Raw genomic sequence first — 14,565 nt, 5'->3', positions numbered from 1 at the left:
TTTTATCTATTAATTATTTCAAATTTATTTTCTTTTATCTTATATTTTAGTGATAAGAAAAAGCTATCAAAAACAAAATAGAATCTCTGAATTCAATCTTCTTTTATCATCTTTTTTATTTGGAAGTCTAGGTTCTATTTTAGCTATGTTGATTTTTCATCACAAGACTAAAAATTAATTAATTTTGTGCCTATCTTTTTTGTAATTCACTGCTTAATTTTATTCTATTTCTTAAAAATTTCATTCTTACAAATTTTGTTTGAACTCAATCCTATTTACATTATAATAATTTATTACGTAAAAAAGACTTCTCGTTCTTGAGAAGTCTTTCATCATATTACATTCTGTTAAGTTGAACCATTTCGTTAAATGTTTCAAGTTGAGTTTTAACTTGTCCGAAGTCAGACATTTGTTGATCATATCCCATTTTAATAAGAGGTATGCCAGCTGCTTCGTAAGCTTGTTTAAGTGATGGATACTCCATTTCTTCCGTATCATTGAAGTTCATCATGAAAAGTAGACATCCATCTGCATCGTTATCTTTTGCAAGTTTAACTACAAACTCCGGTCTCTTCCAGATATCTGGATCATAAAGAATTGGATCTTCATCCATTCTTGCAAATTGGTCTGAAAGTGCCATCATCGGGTCTGCTATTGATGTATCAACATCAATTCTAAATCCTCTTGATTCACTTGCAACATCATCTGCTACTATGTTTATCTTATAATCATCGAATACTTTTAATAAACCTTCATTATCAGTGATAACACCGCTTGTAACTACTCTTGGTCCATCCCATTCTTCTACTGGAAGTTCTTTAAGTTTAGAATTTAATTCTCTGAGAAGTTCGTTGTGTTCTTCTTTTAACATATGCCATGATGCTTTAAGTACAAGGCATCTTTCAGAAGCTTTTACAGTTTGTCTGTGGTCTGCTGCTAACTTTATAAATTCTCTCTTTAATGCTCTGTTTTCATTATAGATTTCAAAAGTCTTAGCAAAGTTTTCATCCGGAATTTCTACTCCACAGATCTTTTCAAGTTCTTTTCTTGCTTTATCAAAAATCTTTGCGTTATAGATTTTTCCAAATTCTTCTTTTCTGTGTTGTCCGTGGTTTAAGAACACCATAGGTATTTTTCTGCCGGCAGATACTTTATAGTTTTGTGAGAATGGTCTTAATGTATCGTCAAGTGTTGTTACCATTGATGCACTAAGTCCATCAAGTGTTCCATCTAAAGCCATTTCTAAACATCTTAATGCCAATGAATAGTAGAAAGTTGGGAAGTAATTTTTAGCTTTATCAATTGGACCTTGTCCACCCCAAATTCCTATTGGAACTAATCCACCTGCATGAGCTATCTCTTCAGGTGCATAATATGGGAATATCCCCACTACTTTTTTACCTTCTGCAAGGTATTTGTCTATTTGTTCTCTTTGATTATTTGCGATATGCGTTAATTTATCTAATATTTCTCTAATTTCCATGCTACACCTCAATCAATAGTTGGCTTTGACCAGTCAGTCTCTTTAGTGTTTTCAAAGTTTGTATAAACTTCTTCACCTTTAGCTTCTCTTTCTTCTTTTCTTTCGTCCATTATTTCAACAAGACCTTGAACTCTTGTCTTATATTGTTCTTCAGAGAAGTTTCTTTCGTCAGCTTGGTCTCCATCGAAGTGAACTACCGGAATATCTAAATCTTCTTTCCAACGTCTTTCGATTTCAGGCATTGCTCCTGACCAAGGTTTACATGATCTGTTGTAGTTTACAAGAGCTCCACTGATTCCGTTTTCTTTAGCCATTGTTTCTCTCCACTCAACACCATCTTCTATACATACTGAACATGGTGCCTTTGAGTAAGCTGCTGCCATTTCTCTGATTCCGTTATATTGGAATCCAAATGCCGGTGCATATACAACTGCTGTTACGTTAACTCCTGCATTCTTTAATGGTTCAAATAATGGTCTAAGCGCCGGCCAACAAGGAATTCCTTCAAATAGTATTCTGTGTTCTTCTGGGTATTCCCAAGTTGAAGTACCTTCTCTTACTGATTGTTCAAATTCTTCTGATAAAAGTTCAAAACCTTCAGCAGCTCTTACATCACATCTTGCAGCCACGATATCTGCCATGTGATTGAATAGGTCAAATCCACTTAGCGGAGATGGTTTATACGCCATGTATGAACAAGCTTTCAACCAAGCTGCAGCTGTTCTGTTAGCTATGTTACAAGCTTCTTCAAATTTCTTTTGGTCGAATTTTTTACCTGTTAATTCTTCAAGTTGTTTTATAGCATGTTCAAATTGTCCTACCATGTAGTCAATTTTTTCTTCAGATACTTCTTTTGTATTTTGGAATGGAAAGTCTACCATTATCATAGGTATGTTGTGAATTCTTGCAATATTTTCATACCATTTTGTCATCATGTTACAGATATTGTTACAGCAAAGTACGAAGTCAGGTTGAGGCATCTTTCTTGAATCAGTAGGTTCCCCTGCCGCAAATGCTAAAGATATTCTTGCATATCCGCAAATATCATTATCATATCCCATATCCTCTGCTGCATTACACAATCTAAGTCCATCTTTCTTTGCTGCTGTTGTAGCTGCATGGTTTTCTGGATATACAACTTGTAAATCAAATGCTTTTGCAAGTTCAATTGGGAACTTAGATGAACTCCATCCTACCAGTTCTCCTCTTTGCTTTGCATCCCATGCATCTCCATAAACGGCGTCTACCACGCCTCTAAGTACTGCTGCTGCCGGTTTGTGTCCTTCAACCGGTCTTGGTTTGATTCCCGGTATTTTTTCTAAAACTTTTTTAGCCATAATTCCTCCTCCAAAAAAAGGCTTTTGTTATTTATTAGCGTCTCTCTGTTGCTTCTTTAAATTATTTTGGTATTTTTGATATCCAAACAATGCTGCTCCTAGAGCACCATTTAATTGACATAGCTCAGAAGTATGAATCTTATGACCGATATTTCTTTCAAGTGCTCTTACCATACCTTTATTCAGTGCCACACCGCCTGTCATTACAACATCATCTTGAATTCCTACACGTTTAGCTAAAGAACCTACACGACTTGCTATTGCAACGTGTATCCCCTTTATTATGTCTTCAATCTTAGTTCCCTGTGCCAGTTGAGAAATTACCTCTGATTCTGCAAAAACTGTACAAGTTGATGAAATTGCGATATCTTTTTCACTCTTCTCGTCAAGTTCTTCAAGTTGGGATACATTTACTTCCAAAACTTTTGCTATTACATCTAAGAATCTTCCTGTTCCTGCGGCACACTTGTCATTCATAACAAAGTTATCTAGAACTCCTCCATCTCCTATTTTAAGCGCCTTGGCATCTTGTCCTCCTATGTCTATAATAGTGTGAACTCTTGGAAATAAGAAATAAGCCCCCTTTGCATGGCAAGATAACTCAGACATTTGGAAATCTGCTTCCTCAAGCGCATTTCTACCATATCCGGTTGCCATTACAAATTGTATGTCATCTCTTGTCATATTAGCCGCTTCTAATACATTCTTAATTGCTCTCTTAGGTCCGCTTGTTCCTGCCCCAACATCTATAACAGTCTTAGCGATTATTTCCCTACCATTTTTTAAAATTACACCCTTTGTTGCGGTAGAACCAATGTCTATCCCCATTGTGTAAATAGATTCTGTCATACTTTCCCTTCCATACTTAAATTAATTATATTAAATTTATATTTGTTAAACATAATTGTACTACTTAGCAAACTTTATGTCAAAAACACCAAGTATGTAAAAAGCAGGCTTTGCAGCCTGCCTATTAATTACTTCCTATAAAGATTATCGAAATCTCTAATGATTCTTGGAAGAAGCATTTGATGAACAGGGCACACATGCTCAGGGTTTTGATAAGATGCTTCCGTGAAAGCAATCATGTAATTTCTGATTGCATTCAAGTTTACAATTTCATCAACCATTCCTGTCTTTGCACAGAATGCTGGTCTTGATTTTGTATTGTAATCTTCAATTAAAGCATTCATTTTGTCAATTGTTGGCTGAAGATCTTTTCCCGCTTTCTTATCTTTAGCAAGACGTCTTGAGTACATAGCTACTGCTGCTGTTTCTCCATTCATTACATTGATTTCTGTAGCTGCTGTTCCTATTGAGAATGCATTTGTTGAATTCCCTTGTGGACCACCTAGTACATAGTGAGCTGCTGCTGTACCTTTTCTCAAAGTGATTTCCATTTGCGGAATTTCAGAATTTTGGATTGAGTAGATTAGTGATTGTCCAAGACCTAGTAATTCAGCCCTTTCTGCATCATCACCTACATCAATTCCCGATGTATCTTGAATCCAGATAATAGGAAGTTTATCTCTAGAACAAAGTGTTACAAATTCATTCATCTTTATAAGACCTTGTCTATATAACTTACCTCCAATTCCAATAGCTTTTTCTTTGTATTCCGGATAGTTCATAAGGAACCCTTGAGCATTTGCAACAATACCCACTGGAAGACCGGCTATTTTTGCAACACCTGTTACCATTTCAGGGCCATAGCTCTTCTTATATTCCATAAATTCTGAACCATCTACAAGTCTGGCGATTACGTCGTAAATGTCATAAACTTTTTTAGGGTTCATCGGAACTATTGAGTATAGATCATTTACATCAAATGCCGGATTCTTAGGATCATCTACTCTGAAGAATTCCGGGTCGTATGATGGAAGCATATCTACATATTTTTTAATTCCTTCAAGTACGCCTTCTTCTTCAACATATACTTCTCTGAAGAAACCTGTTTGAGCAAAGTGAACTCCAACAGATCCCGGAGGAGCAACTTTCTTTGCATTAGTTGTTGCATCTGCAATTTGGTTTGCACTTTCTTCATCTATATATCCCTTAGGATTCATACCGCCAAGGATCCCGGCTCCACCAACCGCCATGTTGGCATCTTTGTGAGCTATAAGGATTGTAGGGGATATAGAGTGATATCCGCCACCTGCCGGATTAGTTCCGTAAATACCTACTATTACAGGTATGCCCAATTGATTAAGTTCAGCATTTCTATAGAATGGAGTACCTCCACCAATTCTATTTGGATATACTTGTTCTTGAACGTCAAGTTTTACACCTGAGCAGTTTAATACATATACTAGAGGCACTCTAAGTCTCTTGGCTGTATCAGATGCTCTGACAAGATTTTCTGCTTGATGTGGTACCCAAGCTCCTGCTAATTTCTTGTTATCTGAAGCTATTATCATAGCCCATTTCCCATTTATACGTCCAAGTCCTTTGATTATACCTGTTGAACCAGTGTCGTTGTCAGCCGGATCAAATAGCGAGTTTAATGGACACCAAGTTCCTTCGTCAACTAATTCTGCAAGTCTTTGAAGCGCTGTCCATTCTCCCTTTTCATTTATTTTATCATCCGGTTTTCCGGCAGCTTGAGCAGTTTGGATAGCATTTTGAATTTCAATTTCAACTTGTCTTACAAGGTCAAAATTTTCTTGGTTAGCCGCTTTTAAAGGGTTACCAATTGCTTGCATATGTTTAAAATATGGATTTAATGAATAATTACTCATGAATCTCCTCTCAATATTTATTCTTCTACAGGCACTTTAATAAACGCTTCGCCTGGATCAATTTCTTCTCTTATTAGCTTGATTACTGATTCATCCGGTGCTTCAAGTAATACTGCACGAGAAACATCTATATCAAATCCTGTATTTTCAAGCACATCTTCAGGACTTGATGTTGGATAATATCCGGCTAAATACATTTTCTTAGTTTCTTCATCAAACTTCAAAATACCCCTGTCAGTTACAACCATTTGAGGTCCTACATTTTCAGGAATTCCTGCACGAGTTCTTCCACCGGGACCATCCATCCAACCCGGAGATGTAATGTAATCTATTTTTTCCATAAATCTTCTTTTTTCATGTTGCATCATAATTACAGTGTTTACATATGAAGCAATACCGTTAGCTCCACCTGACCCTGTAAATCTGGTCTTAGGATTGTTATAATCCCCGATTACTGTGGAGTTTACATTTCCATATGGGTCGATTTGAGCTCCCCCGATAAAAGCTATCATTCTTTCTTTGTTGTGCAACCATTCACAAGCTTCAAACCCTATGAATCTAACATTTGGCCATTGAACAGCACATTGTGCCATAAATCTGTTATCCCCTACTGATCTTGGTACTTCGATTGGAGAACAGTCCATAAGACCGCTTTCTACTATTATTTGACATTCCGGAGCGAATGCTCTTTTAGCTACAGAAGCCCCTATTAGAGGAAGTCCTGTACCAACTATAACGATTTGGTCGTTTTTAATTTGTCTAGCGATTGTTACCGCTTGCATTTCTTTGTTTGTATAGTTATCATATCTTGCCATTATTTAACCTCCTTTAGGACATTTGTAGCATATCCAAAGCCTTGAACAGGATGTAAGTTAATTAATCTTGTCGCACCTAATTTATCTAAGTATTGATCATGTTCTTCAATGTCGTAAACCCATTCTTTCATGTATGCATTGAAGTCTTCTTCTGTCTTACTTACTTTGTCATACATTTTGTAGAATGCCGGATCATAATCATAGTAATCATAACATTGTGATGGGTGAGCACCGTATGGTACGTGAACTACTGCATCCACACAGAATCCCGGGATTGAGTTAAGAGTTGGGTCACGTCTGATTTGTTCGTTACTTACAAGTTCTTCACAAGTTACAATTGTTTTTCTCGCTGCTACAGCTATGTCAATGTCGTGGAATTCATCTCCGATAATTCTGCAAGTTCCGTCCGGTGATGCAACTTGTACGTGAATAACTGCTGTATCAATTACAGGTACCGGTACTGCAACAACTTTTTTGTCATCTGTGAACGGATTTTCTACATATACAAACTTGTCATTTGGAAGTTTGTCAATTTTTTGTCTTTCTTCTTTAGAAATACCCCACTTATCAACTAAGTCTGTACCCATCATAAGTTTTACCGGAAGATATGGAAGACCAAGTGATGCTGCGTGCAGTCTTAACATTTCAACATCTTGAGAATAATCTTCGAATAGTAATTCACCTTTTTCAATAGCTTTTCTAAATCTTCTTGATACATTTGTATAACCGGAGTTAGCAGTGTAGCAGTTGATATAAGCTTTTACTCTTCCTTCTCCTATAAGCATGTCCCAATCTCCACCAGCCGGACCTGCTTCAGCTATAAATTCTTTTTGTCCTTGTCTTAAAATTTCATAAACAGCTGCGTAAGGTTTTCTGTTTGTTGTAAATCCACCAAAGCTGATTACATCGCCGTCTTCTACATATTTGCTAACGGCATCTTTTAAACTCATTACTTTACTCAATGTAAATTCCTCCTTTTTTATTTACACATCAATTGAGAACCTTAAAATAAGGTCCTCAAAAATTCTTAACCAAATACTAATAAGAATAGTCCGGCAGCTACTGCTGAACCGATTACTCCGGCAACATTAGGACCCATTGCGTGCATCAATAGGAAATTTGTAGGATTATATTTTCTACCTTCAACTTGTGATACTCTAGCTGCCATTGGTACTGCAGATACTCCCGCTGAACCAATAAGAGGATTTATCTTTCCTCCTGTTGCATAGTATAACACTTTTCCAAAAAGCACACCGGCAACTGTCGCTGCTGAGAAAGCTATTAACCCTAGAGCTATAATTTGAAGAGTTCTAACATTTAGGAAAGCTTCTCCACTTGCAGTTGCACCAACTGTAGTTCCAAGCATTATAGTTACTATATTCATCAATGCGTTTTGAGCAGTGTCAGAAAGTCTTGCTGTTACGCCTGATTCTTTAAATAAATTACCTAACATCAACATACCTAAAAGAGGTGCTACCGATGGTAGTAAAAGCGCTGTAAATAATACCACCACTACAGGGAATATTACTTTTTCAGCTTTTGATACTTTTCTAAGAGCAACCATTTTAGTTTCTCTTTCTTTTTTAGTTGTAAGTGCCTTCATGATTGGCGGTTGAATTATAGGAATTAACGCCATGTATGAATATGCAGCTACAGCTATTGGAGCTAATAATTTCGGTGCTAATTGTGATGTTGTAAAGATTGCTGTCGGACCGTCTGCTCCACCTATGATACCGATTGATGCTGCTTCTTGAGGCGAAAAACCTAGAGCAATAGCTATCATGAATGCAACGTAAATACCGATTTGTGCTGCCGATCCCAATAATAATGAAACCGGATTAGCAATTAATGGCGAGAAGTCAGTCATCGCTCCAACACCCATAAATATTAGACATGGGAATAGGTTTGATTTAACCCCTCCGTAAATTATTCTCAATACCCCTGAATTATACCAGTGATCTGTCGCTTCTCTCATAAGACCCGCATCAGGTAAGTTTGTAAGCATCATACCGAATGCAATAGGTAAAAGAAGAAGTGGCTCAAATTGTTTTTTGATAGCAAGATACAATAGTATAAAGGATACTAAAAACATTACACCTTCTTGCCAAGTCATTGACGCAAATCCTGATTGGCCTAAGATGCCTTGTAATACTGAAAAGAAATTCAATTTAGTTTCCTCCTATTTATCTTACTTTATTTCTGCCAATAGTTGATCAGTATCAACTGTTTCTCCTTGTTTAACTTTTAATGAAACTGTACCTGAAGTTGTTGCAACAATTTCATTTTCCATTTTCATAGCTTCAAGAATTATTATAACATCTCCTGCGTTTACAGAAGCTCCATCATTAACGTTTACTTTAAGGATTGTTCCCGGCATTGGTGATGTAACTGCATCTCCGCCTGTTGATGCTGCCGGTGCTGCTTTAGCTTCCGGAGCCGGTGCTGCTGCGGGTGCGGGTGCCGCCGGAGCTGCAGGAGCTGCAACAGGTGCTGTTGGAGCTTGAGGAGCTCCGAAATCGGCCATGCTTAGTGATCTTGGTCCGCCGCCTACTTTTTCTACTTCTACTTCAAATGTTTTTCCATCTACCTTTACTTGATACTTCATCTTAAATTTGCCTCCTAATTATTTCTTTTCTTCAATAGACACTATTTTAAATTTATCTACTGATAATTTAGTTTCTTCTGATACTGCTGCAATTATAGCTGCAACAACGCTTAAATCTTGTTTCGGTTCAACCGGCTTGGATTGAACTGCTGCGGGTTTTGTAACAGATTCTTCTTTTACCACTGCGCCAACGACAGCTGAGATAATCTTTACAAATAATGCTATAGAAATAAGAGCCAAAAATACAACCGCTATTGCTGTTATAGAATAAATGGCAGCTTCTCCCAACGTCATAGTTTCGCTAGTCCACATAAACACACCTCCCGATTCCATATACTGGAACTAATCCCATCTTTATGTAATTATAACAAATAAAATCTACATTATCAACAAAGCCCTACCCAAATAAGGTTTTCTAACTATAGATTTTTCTTATTAGCCTACTGTTACAATACAAGTAACTATATCGTTCCCCATCTATTATAGCCCAAGTAGTTATACTATAAAAGTTAGAAATTGTTTTTATTTCTATTATGCTCAATTTCATATATGGTATAATCTAAAGTGATATATTATGAACAAGGAGGTACTTATGAAAAAGATAATTTTATCAGCTCTACTTGCAGTTTCTCTTTCAAGTGTAGTTTATGCACAAGAAGCTTCCGTAACAGATCAAGTTGTTTTGTTAGATGGCAATAAAGTTGAAGTTCAAGGTTATAATATTGACGGCAGCAATTATTTTAAACTTAGAGATATTGCCGCCATTTTAAAAGATACTAAAGTTAGCTTTGATGTAAATTTTAATGAAGACACTAATGACATATTGATTAAGAGATTTTCAAAATATGAACCGCTTCCAACAGATTTGCAAAAGTCTGATGTAAAAGACCTTGAAATTCAGCCGGCTTTTCAAAAAGCTCGTGTTGACAATGATAAAGTAAAATACAGCGGTTACTTAATTAACGGAAACAACTACTTTAAGCTTAGAGACTTGGGCAAAAATTTAGGATTTGTTGTAGATTACAATGAAGCTGAGCGTAAAGTCCTGATAAGGTCTGAAAAAATAGAACCCAAGGACCTAACTTCTCGTGAAGAAATAAAATTAGTTAACCTAACTGCAGCTGTTTCCTCTAACACAAAAGATTTAACTCCAGAAAAAGATGTTATCAGCATTTATGATTTTACTGACAAAGCAAATATCATAGGTCGAACTGACAATGGACAGCAACACGCTTTAGAGGTTGAATACCTGTCAGAGGAAAATGTGCTTTTACTTACGCCTATTCAACTTAAATTTAAAGGTAGCCTGAAAATTACTCCTATTGTAAAAGTTGAACAAGACGGTAAGAGTGAATTTTTTGTTTTGAAATCAAAAAATATTGAATTAAACAACTTGCCGGCGGGTATAGATAAAAATGCTAACTATGTTCTTACTCTTGGATACTATGAAGGTGAATCTACTTTTAAAGGTCTAAGTGTGATAAATGTTAAAGGAGGACTGAAATGACAGTTACTAAAGATACTATTATAGGAGAAATCCTTAAAGATAAACCCGAAGCTATTGGAACTCTTATGAGTTTTGGAATGGGTTGTATAATGTGCCCTGCTTCTCAAATGGAATCACTTGAAGAAGCAGCCATGGTTCACGGCATTGATGTTGATGCACTTGTTACTGCTATCAACAAATTAGAATCTAATTAAATATAAAAGCGAGGGTGGACTCACTCTCGCTCTTTGTTATTTTATATAAAAATAGTGTATATGAAAACTCCTTATAAAATAATAGTAATCATGAGGAATTTTTCCTTATTCTAATCAGGAAGTTCCATACGCAAAATTTTATAAAGTTTTAATACTGGTACATAAAAATGTATCAACCATTATCCTTATATCATGATTTAGGTTTATACACAAAATTATTTACAGACCCTATTATTTTTTAATATCCTCCTATTATAGTTAAAACACTAGACTCATCTTTCTTAAGATTTATAGTTACATTACTCCCCTTTCCAAAATTTCGTTTTTCCTTGTTCCCTTCTTCATACCATAATAAAGAAGTATTTTCTACTCCTCCAATTTTAAAATTAACTTTAGGTACGGTTATAGTTTCTCCTTGTTTACAAAATTTTTCTATTATACTTTTTCCATTTTCGGCAAATTCATTTTTTTCAGATACTCCACCATTTTGTAACTTAAATATTACTTTTACTTTTTGTTGTTGTTCAGGCGGTTGTGGTTCATCCGAAGATGGTGGATTAGGACTACTTGTTCCATTTTCTATAACAATCTCAAATTCTAATGTTTCATAACCTTTAGCACTAGCTTTTGCCTTATATGTTTTTCCAACTTCCAAATCTTTATTAAATTCAAATTTTCCATTACTGTTCAATTTAACTTTACCATATAATTCTGCATCTAACGTAGTTTGATCATTATTATCTAATGTATAAAGCACATTGTCCATTGGATTGGAACTTGGAGTAACTTTTAACTCAATGATGTATTTAGAGTCTATTTCTTGCAATTTAGATTTATCTATAATAATCTTTTTATTTTCTTCAAAAGTATAGCCTTCACCATTAGAAATTATAAGTGTGCCTTTTTTTTCTGTTAAAGTCACTTCTTTATCTAAATTGCTATTTAATGTTGAGCCAACTATAATTTGATTTTTACTAATATAGCCTTCTTTAGATACACTTAATTGATAATTTTTTTGTTTATCTAATATATATTTTTTACCTTCTACTGGTGTAATAGGTTTATCTTTTCCTGTTTCCGTGATTTTTACTATCGCATCCTCCGGTGTAGTTTTTACCGTGTATTCAATTCTATTTTCTTCTTTTATTTTTTCTATTCGTTTTTTTATTTCTTCATTTTTTGTCTTTAAACTCTCTACGGCTTTATCAACTTCATCAGGAGTTGTAGCTTTATCAAAAGCTTTTAAAACTTCTTCTTGTGTTAAATACTCTAAAGCTGGAAAATCAAACTTTGCACTAGTTATTTTTTCTATAAGAGTTTTTGCATCTTTTTGAATCTTTTCAAATACAGATTTTACTGATGTAGTTTTTTCTGTTTTATCTATTTCATTTTTAAAGAATTCTTTTTATTTTTCTGACAAATCAAGTTTATCAATTTTATCTTTTTCTGCTTCTATTTGTTTGTTTAGTTCTTTTTCTTTTGCTATCGCTTTTTCCAATTTTGATATTGCTTCTTTTACTTGTTCTAACGATTCACCGTTTACTGAAACTTTATTTGCTTCTTCATAAGCTTTTTTGAAGTCATTACTTACATTTTCATCTTGGTATAGCGGAAGTGATCCTTCTAATAGTTTATTTAATTTTTCTGTTTCTGTTGCTATGTCTAAATATTTTCTTCTAGCATCGTTTAATGTTGTTATTTCGTTTGTCTTTGCTTCTACGTTTCCTTCTCTTAGAATTTTTTCCGCTTTTGCTATTGCTGTTTTTAATTCTTCTGCTGCTTTTGCCGGCTCGTTGTTATTTTCTTCTAAGGCTTTTTTTGCTTTTTCTATTGTTTCTTTTAATTGAGCGCTTGCTTCTGCTTCTATTTGTTTGTTTAGTTCTTTTTCTTTTGCTATCGCTTTTTCTAATTTTGATATTGCTTCTTTTACTTGTTCTAGCGATTCACCCTTTACTGAAACTTTATTTGCTTCTTCATAAGCTTTTTTGAAGTCATTACTTACATTTTCATCTTGGTATAGCGGAAGTGATTCTTCTAATAGTTTATTTAATTTTTTTGTTTCTGTTGCTATGTTTAAATATTTTATTCTAGCATCGTTTAATGTTGTTATTTCGTTTGTCTTTGCTTCTACGTTTCCTTCGCTTAGAACTTTTTCTACTTTTGCTATTGCTGTTTTTAATTCTTCTGCTGCTTTTGCCGGCTCGTTGTTATTTTCTTCTAAGGCTTTTTTTGCTTTTTCTATTGTTTCTTTTAATTGTGTGTTTGCTGCTTCTTCTATTTGTTTGTTTAGTTCTTTTTCTTTTGCTATCGCTTTTTCCAATTTTGATATTGCTTCTTTTACTTCTTCCAGCGATTCACCGTTTACTGAAACTTTATTTGCTTCTTCATAGGCTTTTTTAAACTCATCGCTTGCATTTTTATATTGGTATAGCGGAAGTGATTCTTCTAATAGTTTATTTAATTTTTCTGTTTCTGTTGTTATGTTTAAATATTTTATTCTAGCATCGTTTAATGTTGTTATTTCGTTTGTCTTTGCTTCTACGTTTCCTTCGCTTAGAACTTTTTCTGCTTTTGCTATTGCTTTCTTTAATTCTTCTGCTGCTTTTTGCGGTTCATTTTTGTTTTCTTCTAATGCGTTCTTTGCTTTTTCTATTGTTTCTTTTAATTGAGCGTTTGCTTCTGCTTCTATTTGTTTGTCTAATTCACCTGGTTTTGGTTCTACTGGTTTTGGTTCTACTGGTTTTGGGTCCACCGGCTTTGGTTCTACAGGCTTTGGTTCTACAGGCTTTGGTTCCACAGGCTTTGGTTCTACAGGCTTTGGTTCTGCAGGCTTTGGTTCTACAGGCTTTGGTTCTGCAGGCTTTGGTTCTGCAGGCTTTGGTTCTGCAGGCTTTGGTTCTACTGGTTTTGGTTCTACAGGCTTTGGTTCTACTGGTTTTGGTTCTACTGGCTTTATTTTAGCCATATCAGTACTATATTTTGCAATTAAATCTATGTCTCTATAAACTCTATCATTAAATTCAAAATATTTGCCGGTATCTCTATCCATCCATCCTTCAAATTTATAGCCATCTACTTCCGGGGCATTTATACTTGAAACTCTATCTCCTTCATATACATACTTAGTGTATAGTTGAGCTTTGTTTATATCATAAAATCTTACTGCATATTCTCTATTAGCTAAATAACCATTATTCCACCACCAATTTATAGCGCTTGGTTTAGTGCTTTCTTTAACGCTTAGTTGCTTTTCAGCATTTTTAACAGTAAGTCTTATCTTTTCTTGACATAAATTGTATATCATCTCAAAAACATCTTGTCTAGTAGCGTTTTTATCATTTTTGCCGTCTAAATTTTTAATGTCTTTTAAGATATTATTTGTCTTTGCAAAATTTACTTCTGCTGTTGGCCATATTTTGCCCTCTGTTAAAGATGTTTTCCATTCAGGATGTAATTTAGAAAGTATCGTAATAATTTCAGCATTTGTTATTGGGTTTTCCGGTTTAAATGTCTTATCGGGATATCCGTTAACGTAACCTTTAGTAGTTGCTACATTAATATATCCGTTAGCCCAATGTTCTACATTTACATCAGTAAAACTACCTTGAGTCCCTTTAGCATTATCGGCTTCTTTTTCATAGTTTGAAATTAAAGCTGCCATTTTTGCAACTTCGGCTCTTGTTATTGTCTTGTCTAAATCCAGACCATTCCCTCTTCCTTTAACCCATCCTTTATTGATGAGCCACTGTACCTTTTCAGGAATTTGTTCTTTTGATGTTTCTGTTGCTAATACAGGGTTGGCAATTGAAATCATCATTACTAAGGTTAAAAATAAAGTAAATATTTTCTTTTTCATTTCATCCTCCTATTCTTTAATTTAAACCTT

The 14,565-nt window shown here is 34.8% G+C and carries 14 protein-coding genes; 3 read left to right on the top strand and 11 right to left on the bottom strand.

The window, feature by feature from the left end; translation table 11 throughout:
* Positions 1-49 precede the first annotated feature (49 nt).
* The gene (locus HMPREF9129_RS12760) at positions 50-178 is read left to right on the top strand and encodes a DUF1294 domain-containing protein (RefSeq protein WP_004820142.1); all 129 of its coding nucleotides are present in this window, start codon (positions 50-52) and stop codon (positions 176-178) included.
* A 159-nt stretch (positions 179-337) separates the two neighbouring features.
* Here the strand turns inward: HMPREF9129_RS12760 and HMPREF9129_RS02795 are convergent, their stop codons facing one another.
* The 9 genes from HMPREF9129_RS02795 to HMPREF9129_RS02755 form a co-directional block, all read right to left on the bottom strand.
* Positions 338-1,483, bottom strand: a complete 1,146-nt coding sequence (locus HMPREF9129_RS02795) for a 2-hydroxyacyl-CoA dehydratase subunit D (protein WP_004820140.1) — start codon at positions 1,481-1,483, stop codon at positions 338-340.
* An 8-nt stretch (positions 1,484-1,491) separates the two neighbouring features.
* On the bottom strand, positions 1,492-2,820 hold the full coding sequence (locus tag HMPREF9129_RS02790; protein ID WP_004820138.1) for a 2-hydroxyacyl-CoA dehydratase subunit D: 1,329 nt from the start codon (positions 2,818-2,820) through the stop codon (positions 1,492-1,494).
* A 27-nt stretch (positions 2,821-2,847) separates the two neighbouring features.
* Complete coding sequence (locus HMPREF9129_RS02785; RefSeq protein WP_004820135.1) at positions 2,848-3,669, bottom strand: acyl-CoA dehydratase activase; 822 nt, start codon at positions 3,667-3,669, stop codon at positions 2,848-2,850.
* A 128-nt stretch (positions 3,670-3,797) separates the two neighbouring features.
* Entirely contained in the window at positions 3,798-5,558 is a 1,761-nt protein-coding gene (locus HMPREF9129_RS02780) for an acyl-CoA carboxylase subunit beta (protein ID WP_004820134.1), read from the bottom strand.
* Positions 5,559-5,575: 17 nt separating this feature from the next.
* Complete coding sequence (gene gctB / locus HMPREF9129_RS02775) at positions 5,576-6,373, bottom strand: glutaconate CoA-transferase subunit B (RefSeq protein WP_004820131.1); 798 nt, start codon at positions 6,371-6,373, stop codon at positions 5,576-5,578.
* Complete coding sequence (gctA, locus tag HMPREF9129_RS02770; RefSeq protein WP_004820130.1) at positions 6,373-7,335, bottom strand: glutaconate CoA-transferase subunit A; 963 nt, start codon at positions 7,333-7,335, stop codon at positions 6,373-6,375. The genes gctB and gctA overlap by 1 nt, the downstream gene beginning before the upstream one ends.
* Positions 7,336-7,400: 65 nt before the next feature.
* Positions 7,401-8,486 (bottom strand): sodium ion-translocating decarboxylase subunit beta, encoded by a 1,086-nt coding sequence (locus HMPREF9129_RS02765; protein WP_115312341.1) that lies wholly within the window; start codon positions 8,484-8,486, stop codon positions 7,401-7,403.
* A gap of 75 nt (positions 8,487-8,561) precedes the next feature.
* Positions 8,562-8,978, bottom strand: coding sequence for a biotin/lipoyl-containing protein (locus tag HMPREF9129_RS02760; RefSeq protein WP_004820125.1), 417 nt, complete (start codon positions 8,976-8,978; stop codon positions 8,562-8,564).
* 18 nt (positions 8,979-8,996) lie between these two features.
* Positions 8,997-9,290, bottom strand: coding sequence for an OadG family protein (locus HMPREF9129_RS02755; protein WP_040552221.1), 294 nt, complete (start codon positions 9,288-9,290; stop codon positions 8,997-8,999).
* A 280-nt stretch (positions 9,291-9,570) separates the two neighbouring features.
* Here HMPREF9129_RS02755 and HMPREF9129_RS10540 point away from each other — a divergent pair, with 280 nt between their 5' ends.
* Positions 9,571-10,485, top strand: a complete 915-nt coding sequence (locus tag HMPREF9129_RS10540; protein ID WP_050794612.1) for a hypothetical protein — start codon at positions 9,571-9,573, stop codon at positions 10,483-10,485.
* Positions 10,482-10,679: a DUF1858 domain-containing protein gene (locus HMPREF9129_RS02745; protein ID WP_004820119.1), complete on the top strand. Its 198-nt coding sequence runs from the start codon at positions 10,482-10,484 to the stop codon at positions 10,677-10,679. Before HMPREF9129_RS10540 ends, HMPREF9129_RS02745 begins: the two co-directional genes overlap by 4 nt.
* 238 nt (positions 10,680-10,917) lie before the next feature.
* Here the strand turns inward: HMPREF9129_RS02745 and HMPREF9129_RS02740 are convergent, their stop codons facing one another.
* The gene (locus HMPREF9129_RS02740) at positions 10,918-11,601 is read right to left on the bottom strand and encodes a hypothetical protein (protein WP_004820118.1); all 684 of its coding nucleotides are present in this window, start codon (positions 11,599-11,601) and stop codon (positions 10,918-10,920) included.
* A 483-nt stretch (positions 11,602-12,084) separates the two neighbouring features.
* Positions 12,085-14,535, bottom strand: coding sequence for an S-layer homology domain-containing protein (locus tag HMPREF9129_RS11335; protein ID WP_004820115.1), 2,451 nt, complete (start codon positions 14,533-14,535; stop codon positions 12,085-12,087).
* Positions 14,536-14,565: the final 30 nt, after the last annotated feature.

Source organism: Peptoniphilus indolicus ATCC 29427 (assembly GCF_000227315.1).
Taxonomy (GTDB): domain Bacteria; phylum Bacillota; class Clostridia; order Tissierellales; family Peptoniphilaceae; genus Peptoniphilus; species Peptoniphilus indolicus.
This window is presented reverse-complemented; position numbering and strand designations above follow the sequence as displayed.